Raw genomic sequence first — 15,432 nt, 5'->3', positions numbered from 1 at the left:
GCCTGGCTACCGTCGCTTCTTGGCGCCGAAAATCCCGCCCAGCACGCCGCGCAGAATCTCCCTGCCGACCGTGGTGCCCATGGTCCGGACTGCGGACTTGGCCATCGTCTGCACCAGGCCGTCGCGCTTGCCGCCGCGCGGTCCGGTGCTGCCGAACAGCAGGTCGTTGAGCATGCCGCCCGAGCCCGAAGCCGATTCCTCCGCGGCCTTGCCGGCAGCGGCGGCATCCGGTGCGCTTTCGGCGCGCCCCTTGAGCTTTTCATAAGCCGACTCGCGGTCCACCGTCTTCTCGTAGGTGCCGGCCACGAGCGAATTGGCGATCACCGCCTGGCGCTCGGCCGGCGTGATCGGGCCGATCTGGCTGCCCGGCGGCACCACGTACACGCGCTCCGTCACGCTCGGGCGCCCCTTGGCGTCGAGAAAGCTCACCAGCGCCTCGCCCACGGCGAGTTCGGTGATGGCGGTCTCGATGTCGAGACCCGGCTTCTGCCGCATGGTGGAAGCGGTCGCCTTCACCGCCTTCTGGTCGCGCGGGGTGAAGGCGCGCAGCGCATGCTGCACCCGGTTGCCGAGCTGGGCCAGCACCGAATCGGGAATGTCGAGCGGGTTCTGGGTCACGAAATAGACGCCCACGCCCTTCGAGCGCACCAGCCGCACCACGAGCTCGATGCGCTCGACCAGCGCCTTGGGCGCCTCGTTGAAGAGCAGGTGCGCCTCGTCGAAGAAGAAAGCCAGCTTGGGCTTCTCGGGGTCGCCGATCTCGGGCAACTGCTCGAACAGCTCCGACAGCATCCAGAGCAGGAAGGTCGCATAGAGCCGCGGCGAGTTCATGAGCTTGTCGGCCGCCAGGATGTTGACCACCCCCTTGCCGTCCACCGTCTGCATGAAGTCGGCGATGTTGAGCATCGGTTCGCCGAAGAATTTGTCGCCGCCCTGGGTTTCGATCTGCAGCAGCCCGCGCTGGATCGCACCCACGCTCGCGGCGCTGATGTTGCCGTATTCGGTGGTGAACTGGCTCGCGTTCTCGCCCACATGCTGCAGCATGGCGCGCAGATCCTTCAGGTCGAGCAGCAGCAGGCCGTTGTCGTCGGCGATCTTGAAGACCAGATTCAGCACGCCGGCCTGGGTCTCGTTCAGGTCGAGCATGCGGCCGAGCAGCAGCGGGCCCATGTCGGAGACGGTGGCGCGCACCGGATGGCCCTGTTCGCCGAACACGTCCCACAGCGCCACGGGGCAGGCGCCGGGCGCGGGCAGTTCGATGCCGCGCTCCTTCAGCGTGGCCGCCATCTTCTCGCCGATGCTGCCCTTCTGGCTCATGCCGGTCAGGTCGCCCTTGACGTCGGCCATGAACACCGGCACGCCGATGCCCGACAGCTTCTCGGCGATGGTCTGCAGCGTAACCGTCTTGCCGGTGCCGGTGGCGCCGGTGATCAGTCCGTGGCGGTTGGCAAGGCTGGGCAGCAGGGCGCACTCGATGGCGTCGTGGCGTGCGATCAGGAGAGGGTCGGCCATGAAAAGGGGCTCCGGAACTTGTGGAAGCGGGCAGTTTAGGGCCGCGGGCCCTTGGGCCGCGCTCCTATAATCCACGGCCCCCAAGGCAGTAACCCAAAAAGTTTCAGGAGGTTCTCTTTGTCATCGACTGCTCAGCCCCCCATCCCCGCCGCCGGCGATTCACCTGAACAGTCGCCGATCGAGAAAGAGCTGGCCGTCCTGCTCGTGAACGCGCTCAACCTCGAGGTCGCGCCCGAAGACATCGTGCCGACCGACCCGCTGTACGGCGAAGGCCTGGGCCTCGACTCGATCGACATCCTCGAGGTCGCACTCGAGGTGTCCCGCCGCTACGGATTCCAGTTGCGCTCGGACGACGAACGCAACCAGCAGATCTTCCAGTCGCTGCGAACGCTCGCGACCCACGTCGCCCAGCACCGCAGCGCTTCCTGATCCATGTCTCGATGGCGACTGGCGCTCCTGTTGCTCGCGGGGGTGGCGTATGCCGGCCTCTCGCACTGGATGATGCTGTTCCACGCCACCGAGCCGTGGGCCGTGCTGGTGCTGCTCGGCCCGCTCTGGCTCGCCGCCATGGGCTTCGCCGCCAGCAAGCTCGGCCGCTGGGGCTTTGCCGCCGCGCTGCTGCTCGGCGCGGTGGGCTTCGCGCTGGTGTTCATGGGTGAGGCGGGCGATCCCAATCGGCTCTACGTGTTCCAGCATGTCGCCATCAATGGCCTGTTGGGTGGCTGGTTCGGCGCTTCGCTGCGCGGGCCCGGGCTGCCGTTGATCTCGCAGTTCGCGCAGCGCGTGCATCCGCTCAAGGGCCACATGCTGGCCTACACCACGCAGCTCACGCGCATCTGGACGGTGTATTTCGCGCTGGTGGTCACCTCCTCGGTCGTGGTCTACCTGACGCTGCCTTTCTCGGCCTGGTCGCTGCTCGCGAACGTGCTCACGCCGCTGTCGGTGACGCTGCTCTTCGTCGGCGAACACCTGTTGCGCTATCGGCTGCACCCCGAATTCGAGCGCACGCGGCTGATCGATGCGGTGCGCGCCTTTCAGGGCAGTTCGATCGGCGAGGGCAGCGGGCATCGCTGAACGCGGAGGCGCTTCTTGACTGCCGACAACCGATTGCTGCCCCTCGTGGCCGACCGCGACCTCGACGCCCCGCTGGCGTGGCGTGCGGGCGTGCCCGTGAGCACGCGCCAGTTCCTGGCCGACGTCGCGCGCTTTGCGCCGGTGCTGCCGGCGCAGGGCCCCGCCGTCAATCTCTGCGTCGACCGCTATGCCTTCGCCGTCAGCCTCGCGGCCGCACTCGTGCGCGGCCATGCGAGCCTGCTGCCGCCCGATGCGCGGGCCGACACGCTCGAGCGCCTGCGCGGATCGGCCGCACCCGGCCTGTTTGCACTGACCGACGATGCCGACCAGGCCACGCCCGGCATGCCGCGCGTGCTGATCGAAGACCGCTCCAGCCTCGACGGCGGCGAGCGCCTGGCGATCCCCTCCATCGACGCGAAGCTGCATGCGGTGAGCCTGCTGACCTCCGGCTCCACCGGTGCGCCGCAGCCGCATGCCAAGCGCTGGGAGACCCTGGTCGGCGATGTGGCGGTCGCGGTCGAGCGGCTCGCGAGCCTGCTCGGCAGGCCGTCGCTTGCTGGTCTCACGCTGGTCGCGACCGTGCCGGTGCAGCACAGCTACGGCCTCGAGTCATCGGTGCTGCTGGCGTTGCTGGGCGGCGCCGCGTTCGACAGTGGGCGGCCGTTCTTCCCGGCCGACGTGGCGCGCACGCTGGCCTCGGTGCCGCGGCCGCGCGCACTCGTCACCACGCCGTTCCACCTGAAGACGCTGCTACTCTCGGGCATCGAACTGCCGCCGGTAGACCTGATCCTCTCGGCCACCGCGCCGCTCTCGCCGCAGCTCGCTGCCCAGGCCGAGCAGATGCTCGGCGGCGTGCTGATCGAGATCTACGGCAGCACCGAGTCGGGCCAAGTCGCCACGCGGCGCACCACGCAGAGCGAGGTCTGGGAGAACCTCGGCCAGATCCGCGTGCATGCCGAGCCGGGGGAGGGTGACGGTCCCGAGCGCTTCATCTTCAGCGGCGACTTCCTGCCCGAGCCGACGCCGATGGCCGACGTGCTCGAACTGCTCGACGCGCGCCGCTACCGCCTGCTGGGCCGTGCCAACGACCTGATCCACGTGGCAGGGCGGCGCAGTTCGCTCGCCCACCTCAACTACCACCTCAACAGCATCCCGGGCGTCGAGGACGGCGCCTTCTGGCTGCCCGACGAGGTGGCCGACGGCGTGGTCCGCCCCGTGGCCTTCGTGGTGGCGCCGACGCTGTCGGCCGGCGAGATCATTGCCGCGCTGCGGCAGCGGCTCGAGGCGGTGTTCGTGCCGCGCCGGGTGGTGCAGGTCAAGGCCTTCCCGCGCGAAGGCACCGGCAAGCTCACGGCACGCGCGCTGCGCGAGTTCGCCCTTGCACAGGTGGCCGGCGACGACACGCCGGTGCAGCTCGCGCATCAGGTGCCGGCCGATCATCCCGCCTTTGCCGGCCATTTCCCCGGCCAGCCGCTGCTGCCGGGTGCCCTGATCCTGGCCGAGGTCATGGAGGCCGTGCAGCGGGTGCCGGCCCTGGCCGCGCGGCTCGGCAGCCATCCCATGCTGGCGGCCGCCAAGTTTCTCGCGCCGGTGCGCCCGGGCAGCCTGCTGTCGATCGACCTGCAACCCGAAGCCGGTGCCGCGCGCGGTGTGCGCTTCGACGTGCGCTGCAACGGCGTGGTGGCCGTCACGGGCCGCTGGACCGCCGCGCCAGGATCGGTGTGATGAAGCACACCGGTGAAGAAACGCGCGCCGTGGACGAGGCCGCGCAGGCCGGCCAGCGCGGCAACTGGGCGCATGCGCCCGAGCGCAGCAACATGCTGGCGCTGCGCTTCATCTGCTTCATGGCGGTGGTGTTCGGGCGCCGCATCACGCGCTTGCTGCTGGCGCCGATCAGCCTCTATTTCCTGCTGTTCGCGCCGACGCCGCGCCGGCACATCAAGCGCTACCTGTTCAGGGCCATCGGTCCGCGTGCGGGATGGGTCGACGGCTACCGACTGCTGCACGCTTTCGCGTCCACGGTGCTCGACCGCGTGTATTTCCTGCGCGGGCGCATGGACCTGTTCGACGTGCGGGTCGAAGGCAGCGTCCCGCTCGAGGCCGAGGTGCTCTCGGGCCGCGGCGCCTTCCTGCTCGGGGCCCATTTCGGCAGCTTCGAGGCGATGGGTGCCTGCAAGCAGCACAGCGCGCACCGGCACAAGCTCGGGCTGGCGATGCTGATGTACCCCGACAACGCGCAGCGCATCACGGCCATCCTCAACGCCATCAGCCTGCCCGAGCTTCGGCCGCACGTGATCGCGCTCGGGCGGCCGCATTCGATGCTGGCGCTGCGCGACTGGCTCGACGGCGGCGGCCTGGGCGGCATGCTGGCCGACCGTACGCTGCCGGGCAGCGACGAACAGCCCGCGCAGCAGCGCGGCAAGCAGATCGTGCTGCCGTTCCTCGGCCATCCCGCGCGCTTCGACGACGGACCGTTCCGCCTGGCGGCGCTGCTGCGGCGCAAGGTGTTCTTCATGGCCGGCATCTACGGCGGCGGCGCGCGCTACGATGTCCGCTTCGATCCGCTGGCCGACTTCAGCGAGCGGATCGCCGATCCCGCCGAGCGGGAACGCCGCATCCACGCGGCCGTCGAAGCCTATGCGGCGCGCCTCGAGGCGCTGTGCCGCGCCCATCCGTACAACTGGTTCAACTTTCATGATTTCTGGCTCGAAGACTCGCATTGACCGGCTTGGCAGGAGCCTGCTGCTCGCACTGGCCTGCTGCGCCGCGCCGGCGTGGGCTTTCGACCTGCCTGAACTGATGGGGCTGCTGTCGAAGCAGAAGAGCGGCGAGGCGCGCTTCACCGAGCAGCGCTTCGTACACGGCCTCGAAGGACCGCTCGATGCGCGCGGCACGCTGAGCTTCGAGGCGCCCGATAAGCTGGTGCGCCGAACGCTGTCGCCGCGCGTGGAGACCATGGCGGTCGAAGGCAACACGCTGACGCTCTCGCGCGGCGGCCGCAACCGCGTGCTCACGCTCGACAGCATGCCCGAGCTGCTCGGCCTGGTGGAGGCCATGCGCGGCACGCTCACGGGCGACGGCGCCACGCTGCAGCGCTACTTCCGCAGCACGGTTGGCGGTTCGGCCGCCAACTGGACGCTCGACCTCACGCCGCTCGACAGCCGGCTCGCGTCGCAGATGCGCAGCATCCGCATGACTGGGCGCGCGAGCGAGGTGCTCGGCCTCGAGATGGAGTTCGTCGGCGGCGATCGCTCGGTGATGAACATTTCGCCCGAGCGCGCGGGCGCCGCACCCTCCGCGCCGGCCGGCGCTGCCGGGCGCACCACGCCGTGATCGCGGGCGGCTCGCCTGCGGGGCCGCCCAGCCGCCAGCGCCGCGCGCTGGTGCTGCTGGTGTGGCTGCTGGTCGTGCTTGCGGGCGCGCTGCAGATCGCCCGCACCACGTTCAGTGCCGACCTCTCGGCCTTCCTGCCCCAAAGCCCCGACGCGCGGCAGCAGGTGCTCATCGAGCAGCTGCAGAGTGGCGTCGCCTCGCGCACGCTGATGCTCGGCATCGAGGGCGGCGCCAGTGCCGAGCAGCGTGCCGACGTGTCGCGCGCAGTGGCCCGCACCATGCGCGAGAGCCGGCTCTTCGACCTGGTGCAGAACGGCGACACCGGCGACTGGAGCGAAGCCGGCACCTGGGTCTTCACGCACCGCTACCAGCTGTCGCCGGCCGTGCGCCCCCAGCACTTCACGGTCGAGGGCTTGCGCGATGCGATCAACGAAACCCTTTCGGCGCTTGGCACACCGGCCGGCAACGCGATCAAGCCCTTGCTCGACCGCGACCCGACCGGCGAAACACAGCGCATCGCCATGGAACTGGTGCCGGCCAGCGCGCCGCGCAGCGAGGGCGGCGTCTGGATGTCGCGCACCGCGCCGCGCGCGCTGCTGATCGCCACCACGCATGCCGCCGGCAGCGACCTCGACGCCCAGGCCGTGGCCATCGGCCGGGTGCAGACAGCGTTCGATGCGGCCACGCGAGACATGGGCGAAGCGAAGCCGACGCTGCTCCTGAGCGGACCGCCTGTGTTCTCGGTGCTGAGCCGCGACAAGATCAAGACCGAGGCGGTGAACCTTGCGATCGTCGGCGGCATCGTCATGGGCATCCTGCTGCTGCTGGCTTTCGCATCGCCGCGCGCGCTGGTCATCGCCTTCCTGCCCGTGGCCACGGGCGTGGTGGTGGGCACGGCCGCCGTGAGCCTGGTGTTCGGCTCGGTGCACGGCATGACGCTGGGCTTCGGCAGCACGCTGATCGGGGAGACGGTCGACTACGCCATCTACTACCTGATCCAGGCGCGCGGCGCGGCCGTCGCGGGCACCGGCTGGACGCGCTGGCGCGCAGTGCACTGGCCCACCGTTCGGCTCGGCCTGCTGACCTCGGTGTGCGGCTTCGCCGCGCTGGTGTTCTCGGGCTTTCCGGGGCTCGCGCAGCTCGGCGTGTTCTCGATCGCAGGGCTCGTGGCGGCGGCGCTCGCCACCCGCTATGCGCTTCCGATGCTCGCGCCCGACGGCGCGAGCGGCATGGGCATGCGCAAGTACATGGCGCTGGCCGCCGGCAAGCTCGTTCGCGGCCTGCCGCGCCTGCGCTGGGCCCTGGTCGGGCTCGGCGCGGCGGCGTTCGCGCTCGTCGTCTGGCAGGGCGGCCATCTCTGGCGCGCCGATCTTGGCGCCATGAGCCCGGTGCCCAAGTCGGCCCAGCAGCTCGACGAGATGCTGCGTGCCGATATAGGCACGGGCGACGGCGGCACGCTGGTCGTGGTCCATGGCGCCGACGAGGAAACCGCGCTGCGCAACACCGAGGCCGCGGCCTTACGGCTCGAGGCGCTGGTCGACAAGGGCGAGCTCGGCGGCTTCGAGTCGGTGACGCGCGTGTTGCCGAGCGTGGCGACGCAGGCGGCACGCCTGGCCAGCATTCCCGATGCCAAAACCCTGCGCACGCGGCTCGCCGAAGCCGCAGAGGGTTCGCCGCTGCCGGCGTCGCGCCTCGGGCCGTTCCTGGCCGAGGCCGAGGCGGCGCGCCAGCTCGCGCCGCTACGGCGCGCCGACCTGGCCGGTGGTCCGCTGGGCTCGGTCGTCAACACGCTCATGTACGAACGCCCCGGCGGCGGATGGTCGACGTTGTTGGTGCTGCACCCGGGCCCCCGTTTCGACGCCACGAGGCTCGAGCAGGCCCTGGCCGACGCGCCGCAGGTGCAGGTGGTCGACGTCGGCCGCGAACTGGCCGGGCTCTACAAGCGCTACCTGCACGAAGCCTTCGTGCAGGTGCTGCTCGGTGCGCTGGCGGTGGTGGTGCTGCTCGGCCTCTACCTGCGCTCGGCGTCGCGCCTGATCGCCGTCTGCCAGCCGCTGGTGTTCGCCGTGGTGCTCGTGCTGGGCGGCATGGCCGTGCTGCAGGTGCCGCTCGGCATCCTGCACCTGGTCGGCCTGCTGCTGATCGTGGCGGTCGGTTCGAACTACGCGCTGTTCTTCGACCAGCTGCGCGTGGCCGGACGCGCCGACGAGGACACGCTGGCCTCACTGATGCTCGCCAACCTGACAACCGTGGTGTCGTTTGGGTTGATCGCGATCTCGGACATCCCGGCACTGTCGTCGATCGGCCGCGTGGTGGCGCCGGGCGCCTTGCTCGCGCTGCTGCTGTCGGCCGCGTTCGCGCGTCGGCTCGCGCCGTCGCCGTCATCCGTGCAAGTCTGATGGGAGAATCGCGTCCCATGCCCGCCGCCGCCGTCGCTCGCGAATCCTGGCCCCTGCCGCTGTCCATTCGTGCCAGCGTCGCGCTGCACGTGGCAGCCTTCGGCGCGGGCGCGCTGGTGCCCGGCGCCATGCCCTGGGCCGTCGGCGCCGTTGTGTTGAACCATGCGCTGATCACCGGCGCCGGGCTCACACCGCGCAGCAGCCTGCTCGGCCCGAACGTGACGCGCCTGCCCGAAGCTGCCGGCGTCCGGCGCGAAATGGCGATCACGATCGACGACGGGCCCGACCCCGAGGTCACGCCGAAGGTGCTCGACCTGCTCGACGCGCACGGGCAACGCGCCACGTTCTTCTGCATCGCCGAGCGCGTGCGCGCGCATCCGGCGCTCGCGCGCGAGATCGTGGCCCGCGGCCACAGCATGCAGAACCACACCGCGCGGCACCGTCACAATTTTTCGTTCCTCGGTCCGCGCGGCTTCGCGAGCGAGATCGCGCGGGCGCAAGACATTCTTTTCGAGACCACCGGCGAGCGCCCGACCTGCTTTCGCGCGCCGGCTGGCTTGCGCAATCCGTTTCTCGCGCCCGTGCTGCACCGCCTCGGCCTGTCGCTCGTGAGCTGGACGCGGCGCGGCTTCGACACGCGCGAGGGTGATCCGGTCAAGGTGACGGCGCGCCTGGCCCGCAACCTGCAAGCGCGCGACATCCTGCTTCTGCACGACGGCAACGCCGCGCGCACCGCTTCGGGAAATCCTGTGTTGTTGGAGGTACTGCCCTTGTTGTTCGAACGCCTGCGCGCCGATGGACTGCGCGCCGTGACCCTGCCGGAAGGGCTTCAGTCATGAGCGCAGTGCTGCCTTCGTCGCCCTCGACGACGACCGACGCCGCCTGGCGCGAATTGCACGAGGCCGCCACCGTTCCCTACAAGAAGGGCGGCAGCTTCGCCTGGCACTTCGCACGCGGCAAGCTCGGGCGCGACCCGGTGTTCCGCGGCCTGCTCGAGCGCGGTCTCATCGGCGAGGCGCACCGCCGCGTGGTCGACATCGGCTGCGGCCAGGGCCTGTTCGCGAGCCTGCTGTCGTCGATGAGCCGCATGCAGGCGGCTGGGCGCTGGCCTGCGGCGTGGAAGCCCACCCCGGCGGCGGCCGAGTACACCGGCATCGAACTCATGCCCAAGGACGTGGCGCGCGCCGAAGCATCGATAGGCCACCTGCAGCCTGCACCCCGGCTGGTGTGCGTCGACATGTGCTCGGCAGCGCTGCCGGCCTGCGACCTGGTGGTGATCCTCGACGTGCTGCACTACGTGAACATCGAAGCACAGAACGACGTGCTGCAGCGCGTGCGCGATGCGCTGCGCCACGGCGGCAGCCCCGAAGCCCGGCTGCTGCTGCGCGTGGGCGATGCATCGAGCAAGCGCGGCTTCGCGATCAGCCAGTGGGTCGATCGCACCGTCACGCGCATCCGCGGCCACAAGGTCTCGCCCACCTGGGGCCGGCCGCTGGCCGACTGGGTGGCGGTGCTGCAGCGGCTCGGCTTCCGCGTGCAGAGCATTCCGATGAGCGAAGGCACGCCCTTTGCCAACGTGCTGCTGGTGGCCGACCTGGAGCCCGCGGCATGACGCAGGCACCGGCGACGCTCGACCGCGCCGGCGTCGCGGCGCGCATTCCGCACAGCGGCAGCATGTGCCTGCTCGACCGGCTCGAGCGCTGGGACGCCGAGTCGATCCACTGCAGCACCCGTTCGCACACGCTGGCCGACAACCCGCTGCGCACCGCGGGTGGACTGCTTTCGCCCAATGCGATCGAATATGCGGCGCAGGCCATGGCGCTGCACGGCGGGCTGCTTGCGGCCGAGGGCAGCACGCCATCGGCCGGCTTTCTCGCGAGCGCGCGCCAGGTGCGCCTCGCAGTGGCGCGGCTCGACGACGTGGCCGGGGCGCTGCAGGTACGGGCGCGGCGGCTGTCGGGCGATGCGAACCAGGTGCTTTACGAATTCGCGGTCACGAACAGCGACGACCACGTGCTCGCCGAAGGCCGCGCAGTGGTGGTGCTGAACACGCCGCTCGCAACCGGAGCCAATGCCTCATGAGCCTCGAAGGAAAACGCGCACTGATCACCGGCGCCAGCGGCGCGCTGGGCGCTGCGATGGCCGAGCGCTTGGCGCGCGACGGCGCCACGGTGCTGCTGCACGCGAACTCGCGCCCCGAAGCGGTCGAGCAGCTAGCCGCATCGATCACGGCGGCTGGCGGCAAGGCCGAGTGCCATGTGTTCGACCTGCGCAGCGACGAGGCGTCAGCGGCCGCGTGCGCGCGCATCCTCGAGGCCGGCCCGGTCCAGGTGCTGGTCAACAACGCGGGCGTCCATGACGACGCGGTGCTGCCCGGCATGCGCGCCGAACAGTGGCACAAGGTCATCGATGTCTCGCTCAACGGCTTCTTCCGGGTGACGCAACCCTTGCTGCTGCCTATGATGCGCACGCGCTGGGGCCGCATCCTGAACATCTCTTCGGTGGCCGCGCTCACGGGCAACCGCGGCCAGGTCAACTACGCGGCCGCCAAGGGGGCGCTCAACAGCGCGACCAAGGCGCTGTCGCTCGAAGTGGCGTCGCGCGGCGTGACGGTCAACGCCATCGCGCCGGGCATCATCGCCTCGCCGATGGCCGATTCGGTGTTCGATCCCGAGATGGTGAAACAGATGGTGCCGATGAAGCGCGCCGGCACGCCGCAGGAGGTGGCGGCACTCGCGGCCTTCCTCGCGAGCGACGAGGCGGCCTACATCACGGGGCAGGTGATCTCGATTAACGGCGGGATGATCTGAGCACCGCCGGGCCGTCCTGGAAAAACTAGGGCTGAAAGGGCGCCTTGCCCCGCATCTTGCGAAGCAGCAGCGCCGGCAGCCGCAGCACGAACTCGACCATCAGCCGCGTGTGCATCCACGTCAGCAACAGGTTGTCGCGCCCGTAGCGGAAGTGCGAAACCCCGCCTTCCTCGGCGGTCAGGTACTTGACCGGGGCGTCGATGTTCACCGGCTTGACGCCGCGCCAGGCCAGGCGCACCACGGCCTCGGTATCGAAGTCGAAGCGCCGCATCCATGGCTGGCGCACCATCACGGCGATCAGGTCGGCCACCGGATACACGCGAAAGCCGTAGAGCGAATCGCCGACGCCCGCGAACAGCGTCTCGAGCTGCGTCCAGCCATTGGACACACGCCGCCCGCGCACGCGCAAGAGCGGTGCAGAAGCGTCGAACACCGGCCGCCCGAGCACCATGGTCTCAGGCCGGGCCTGAGAGGCGGTCATGAAGGCTGGAATCAGGTCGGCCGGGTGCTGGCCGTCGGAATCCATGGTGAGGGCATGCGTGAAGCCGGCCTCGCGCGCGGCCTGCAGCCCGTGCAGCACAGCCGCGCCCTTGCCCTGGTTCTCGGGCAGCAGCGACACGCGCAGGCCCGGATCGTGCGCGGCCATCTGCTGCAGGCGCTCGCCGGTGCCGTCGGTGCTGCCGTCGACCACCACCCAGACCGGATTCCACTGCGCGCGGGCCGCTTCAACGGTCGAGAAAAGGCGTTCGCCCGTGTTGTAGCTGGGAATCAGGACAAGGTGTGTGCGCGAGGCGTCTGGCATGCGGGGGACGCGTCGGAGGCGCGCTGTTCCATATGTTGGCGAAAGTACTGCTCGAGTTCCGCTTGCAGCGCGTCGCTGTTCTGCGTGGGTGCAAAGCGCTGCCCGAGGCGCAGCGTGAAGACGATCGGGAAAGGCGGCAGCCGCCAGAGGGGCCAGCCCTTGCTCAGGTACGGCGAATCGGTGTCGATGAACACGGTCTGGATCGGCGCCTGCGCGAGCTTGGCGATCAGCGTCACGCCGGAGCGGAACGGATTGAGCGGCGGCGTGACCGTGCGCGTGCCCTCGGGAAAGATCACCAGCTGGCCACCGTTGCGCAGGTCGGCCACCGCGAGCCGCACCATCGTGCGCGCCGACTCGTTGCTGATGTAGCGCGCGAGCCGTGCGCCCGCCCCGAGGAAGATGTTGCGCAGTAAATCGGCTTTCATGATGCAGGCGCTGCGCGGCAGCCGCGCCACTAGCAGCAGGGCGTCGAGCATGGTCGGGTGATTGGCCACGAAGATCACGCCGGGCTCGTCGCGCATCGAATCGAGGCAGCTTGCGTCGATGCGCATCATGCCGGTCGCCGAGGCCACGCCCCAGAACATGCGGTAGGCCCGGGCGATGGTCGCGCGGCCCAGCGTGCGCGCCGGCGCCTCCGGCAGCACCGGATAGAGCAGCATCGCGATCACGTTCCAGGTCAGCGAGACCAGCCCCAGGAAGAACAGCTGCACATACAGCATCAACGCGAGCGGAATGGCCGTGAGAATGCGCAGCACGCGGTTCATCGACATGGTGGAGGTCGCTGGTCCCGTCGGTCGCGCGGACTCAGGCCCGCAGCCGACCTGGGGCCACCGCATGCGCCTCGATCTCGACCAGCAGGTCGCTGCGGCAGATGTCCGCCTCCAGGTAGACCGCGTGGCGAACCATCGGTGCGTCAGGGCCGAGAGCCTGCTCGATCACGCCGCGCACCTTGTCTGCATCAGCCGGATGGCGCACGTAGACGACGCAGTCGAGCATCGCGAGCGAGAACCCGGCGTTCGCCTGCCCGTTGGCGGCCGCGATCACGGCCTCGAGGTTGCGCAGCGTCTCGCGCGTCTGCTCGAACACGTCGCCCGGGTGCACGGTTTCGTGGCCCACGATGCTGGCGGTGCCTGAAATGAAGAGGGCCACGTCGCCGTTGCCGATCTCGGCCAGTGCGGCCCGCGAGAAGGTGGGCGAACGCGGGCCGTAGGTGTCGGGGTAGCGGTAGGCCGAGACCTGGCGCGGGTTCTCGACCGGCAGCGGCGCGGTCTGGCCGGCCAGGAAGCGGATCGACAGCGCGCCCTGGTGGATGCCGAGCGCGCAGGCCGCCGGGGCGCCCTCGAAGGCGGCGCGGCCGGCCTCGAGGAAAGCCTCCTGGCGCCCCAGGTTGAACTGCCGGTAGCGCTCGAGCCCGCCGCCGTCGGCGTTGATCTGGGGCAGGTAGTTCCAGATGCGCAGCAGGTGCGGCGCGCCGGCCTGCGCGAGGGTCTTGAACAGGTCGCGGTAGGCCCGGTGCGCGAGCTCGGCCAGGCCTTGTTTCTCGGTCGCCTCGTCGAGGTCGATGGCGCCGAGCAGCCATTCGCCGTCGCTGCGCCAGCGCGCAATGCCGGTGGTGCCCGATTCGACCGGGCGCGCGCCGCCCACATGCCAGACGTCGGCCATCGCGCCGCGCTCGGAGAGCACGCGGGCGTTCACGGTCGGCATCCAGGCGACGCCGTGCGGCGTGCCGTAGCCGAGCGCGGCGAAGGGGGCGCTGCCGCTGGCGGCCAGCGCGAGGCTGTCGGGCAGCGAAAGGCGCTCGACGCGCAGCGGGGAAAGAGGGCTTTCTTTCTGCATGCTCAACCGGCCTTTTCGACAGCGTCGCCGTCGGGTTTGCGTGCCATGTACTCGGAGAAGACGCCCAGGCTCGCATGGCGGCGCACGTCGGTGAAGCCGGCGGCGCACAGAGCCTCGAGCACGCGCTCCGGCGGAATGCAGGCCTCGATCGTGTCCCAGTAGTAGCGCCACAACTCCGAGGTGTTGCTGCGGCGGCCGACCACGCGCGCGATCAGCGGCACCACCGCACGCATGTAGCCCTTGAGCAGAGCGGTCGCGATGCGGCCGCGCGGCTTCGTGATCTCGAGCACCACGACGCGGCCGCCGGGACGCAGCACGCGGTGGAATTCGCCGAACGCGGCTGCCACGTCGCTGATGTGGCGCATGGCATAGCCCATGCTCACGAAGTCGCAACTCGCATCGGGCCGGGGCAGGGCTTCCGCCACGCCCGGTACCAGTTCCACGCCCGGCAGGTCGATCTGCGCCATCATGCCCACGCTCGGGTCGACGCCGACCAGCCGCCCGGTGGGGCCGATGATCCGCAGCGCCTCGCGGGCGACCAGTCCGGTGCCGATGCCGACGTCGAGCACCTCGGCGCCCGGCACCAGGCCGGCCTGCGACAGGGCGGCGCGCCGGTACGACGGACCGGTGCCGAAGGCGAGCACGCTTTCGATGCGGTCGTAGTCGGCGGCGGTGCTGTCGAAGATGCGCCGCAGGAACGCCTGATGCTCTGCCTCGTTCTTGTAGTAAAGCGGCAACGGGGTGTGCGGCGGCAGGATGGTCGGATTCCCGGGCCCGACAGAAGGCGATGGCGTCATCGAGGGATTATCACCAAAAGACATGGCCGCTTTTTGGCACGGTCGTGCGGGCCGTTGTGTTCGGCGGACAGTAAACTCGCAACCTGCTTTGAAAACACAAGATTGCGAGATAGGAAGTCATGGCCGGACACAGCAAATGGGCGAACATTCAGCACCGCAAGGGCCGCCAGGACGAGAAGCGCGGCAAGCTCTGGACCCGCGCCATTCGCGAGATCATGGTCGCCGCGCGCGCTGGTGGCGGTGACCTCAGCGCCAACCCGCGGCTGCGGCTCGCGGTCGAGAAGGCCAAGGCCGTCAACCTGCCCGCCGACACCGTCAAGCGCAACATCGACAAGGCCACCGGCAACCTCGAAGGCGTGAACTACGAGGAAATCCGTTACGAGGGCTACGGCATCGGCGGCGCCGCGATCATCGTCGACACCATGACCGACAACCGCGTGCGCACCGTGGCCGAGGTGCGCCACGCGTTCGCCAAGCACGGCGGCAACATGGGCACCGAAGGCTCTGTGGCCTTCCAGTTCAAGCACTGCGGCCAGATCATCTTCGCGCCGGGCACCGACGAGGACAAGGTCATGGAAGTGGCGCTCGAGGCCGGCGCGGAAGACGTCGTCACCGACGACGACGGCGCCATCGAGGTGCTCACCGCAGTGGGCGACTTCGAGGCCGTCAAGGCGGCGCTCGAGGCCGCGGGCCTGGCGCCCGGGGTGGCCGAGGTCACCATGCGCGCCGAGAACACCGTCGAAGTCGCCGGCGAGGACGCCGCCCGCATGCAGAAGCTGCTCGACGTGCTCGAGGACCTGGACGACGTCCAGGAGGTCTATCACAACGCGGCGCTTTCCGAATGACAGACAGGCAACAGCAACGAACGA

At 69.9% G+C, this 15,432-nt stretch carries 16 protein-coding genes; 11 read left to right on the top strand and 5 right to left on the bottom strand.

The genetic code is table 11. The annotated features are described in order from the left end of the window. Positions 1-6: 6 nt before the first annotated feature. Positions 7-1,512, bottom strand: a complete 1,506-nt coding sequence (locus AC3A6J_RS07380; protein WP_487859255.1) for a helicase HerA-like domain-containing protein — start codon at positions 1,510-1,512, stop codon at positions 7-9. A 117-nt stretch (positions 1,513-1,629) separates the two neighbouring features. Here AC3A6J_RS07380 and AC3A6J_RS07375 point away from each other — a divergent pair, with 117 nt between their 5' ends. Genes AC3A6J_RS07375 through fabG form a run of 10 tightly spaced genes read left to right on the top strand, consistent with a single transcriptional unit; the run spans position 1,630 to position 11,128 of the window. Further along, on the top strand, positions 1,630-1,941 hold the full coding sequence (locus tag AC3A6J_RS07375; protein WP_012747776.1) for a phosphopantetheine-binding protein: 312 nt from the start codon (positions 1,630-1,632) through the stop codon (positions 1,939-1,941). A gap of 3 nt (positions 1,942-1,944) precedes the next feature. After that, positions 1,945-2,586 carry a COG4648 family protein gene (locus AC3A6J_RS07370; RefSeq protein ID WP_487859254.1) on the top strand — a complete coding sequence of 214 codons (642 nt, stop codon included), beginning with the start codon at positions 1,945-1,947 and terminating at the stop codon, positions 2,584-2,586. Between the two features lie 15 nt (positions 2,587-2,601). Then, on the top strand, positions 2,602-4,311 hold the full coding sequence (locus tag AC3A6J_RS07365) for an ApeI family dehydratase (RefSeq protein ID WP_487859253.1): 1,710 nt from the start codon (positions 2,602-2,604) through the stop codon (positions 4,309-4,311). Beyond that, entirely contained in the window at positions 4,311-5,309 is a 999-nt protein-coding gene (locus AC3A6J_RS07360; protein WP_487859252.1) for a lysophospholipid acyltransferase family protein, read from the top strand. Before AC3A6J_RS07365 ends, AC3A6J_RS07360 begins: the two co-directional genes overlap by 1 nt. Continuing rightward, positions 5,281-5,919, top strand: a complete 639-nt coding sequence (locus AC3A6J_RS07355; protein WP_487859251.1) for a LolA-related protein — start codon at positions 5,281-5,283, stop codon at positions 5,917-5,919. The genes AC3A6J_RS07360 and AC3A6J_RS07355 overlap by 29 nt, the downstream gene beginning before the upstream one ends. Beyond that, positions 5,916-8,318: an MMPL family transporter gene (locus AC3A6J_RS07350; RefSeq protein ID WP_487859250.1), complete on the top strand. Its 2,403-nt coding sequence runs from the start codon at positions 5,916-5,918 to the stop codon at positions 8,316-8,318. Before AC3A6J_RS07355 ends, AC3A6J_RS07350 begins: the two co-directional genes overlap by 4 nt. Continuing rightward, positions 8,318-9,157 carry a polysaccharide deacetylase family protein gene (locus tag AC3A6J_RS07345; RefSeq protein ID WP_487859249.1) on the top strand — a complete coding sequence of 280 codons (840 nt, stop codon included), beginning with the start codon at positions 8,318-8,320 and terminating at the stop codon, positions 9,155-9,157. The genes AC3A6J_RS07350 and AC3A6J_RS07345 overlap by 1 nt, the downstream gene beginning before the upstream one ends. Further along, a complete protein-coding gene (locus tag AC3A6J_RS07340; RefSeq protein WP_487859248.1) occupies positions 9,154-9,930 on the top strand; it encodes a class I SAM-dependent methyltransferase in 777 nt (258 codons plus the stop codon). The genes AC3A6J_RS07345 and AC3A6J_RS07340 overlap by 4 nt, the downstream gene beginning before the upstream one ends. After that, on the top strand, positions 9,927-10,400 hold the full coding sequence (locus AC3A6J_RS07335) for a hotdog family protein (protein ID WP_487859247.1): 474 nt from the start codon (positions 9,927-9,929) through the stop codon (positions 10,398-10,400). Before AC3A6J_RS07340 ends, AC3A6J_RS07335 begins: the two co-directional genes overlap by 4 nt. After that, complete coding sequence (gene fabG / locus AC3A6J_RS07330) at positions 10,397-11,128, top strand: 3-oxoacyl-ACP reductase FabG (RefSeq protein WP_487859246.1); 732 nt, start codon at positions 10,397-10,399, stop codon at positions 11,126-11,128. The genes AC3A6J_RS07335 and fabG overlap by 4 nt, the downstream gene beginning before the upstream one ends. A gap of 25 nt (positions 11,129-11,153) precedes the next feature. Here fabG and AC3A6J_RS07325 read toward each other — a convergent pair whose 3' ends face one another. From AC3A6J_RS07325 to AC3A6J_RS07310, 4 genes are read right to left on the bottom strand one after another with little or no spacing between them, the layout of a single operon-like run. Next, entirely contained in the window at positions 11,154-11,930 is a 777-nt protein-coding gene (locus tag AC3A6J_RS07325) for a glycosyltransferase family 2 protein (protein WP_487859245.1), read from the bottom strand. Continuing rightward, a complete protein-coding gene (locus AC3A6J_RS07320) occupies positions 11,897-12,700 on the bottom strand; it encodes a lysophospholipid acyltransferase family protein (protein WP_487859244.1) in 804 nt (267 codons plus the stop codon). Before AC3A6J_RS07320 ends, AC3A6J_RS07325 begins: the two co-directional genes overlap by 34 nt. A gap of 34 nt (positions 12,701-12,734) precedes the next feature. Then, a complete protein-coding gene (locus AC3A6J_RS07315) occupies positions 12,735-13,766 on the bottom strand; it encodes a chorismate transformation FkbO/Hyg5 family protein (RefSeq protein WP_487859243.1) in 1,032 nt (343 codons plus the stop codon). A gap of 2 nt (positions 13,767-13,768) precedes the next feature. Next, a complete protein-coding gene (locus AC3A6J_RS07310; RefSeq protein ID WP_487859242.1) occupies positions 13,769-14,563 on the bottom strand; it encodes a class I SAM-dependent methyltransferase in 795 nt (264 codons plus the stop codon). Between the two features lie 119 nt (positions 14,564-14,682). Here AC3A6J_RS07310 and AC3A6J_RS07305 point away from each other — a divergent pair, with 119 nt between their 5' ends. Then, positions 14,683-15,408 (top strand): YebC/PmpR family DNA-binding transcriptional regulator, encoded by a 726-nt coding sequence (locus AC3A6J_RS07305; protein WP_487859241.1) that lies wholly within the window; start codon positions 14,683-14,685, stop codon positions 15,406-15,408. Positions 15,409-15,432 lie beyond the last annotated feature (24 nt).

This window comes from Variovorax sp. Soil_C_39, assembly GCF_057656815.1.
The sequence above is the reverse complement of the archived record's forward strand: the minus strand, read 5'-3'. Positions and strand labels throughout refer to the sequence as shown.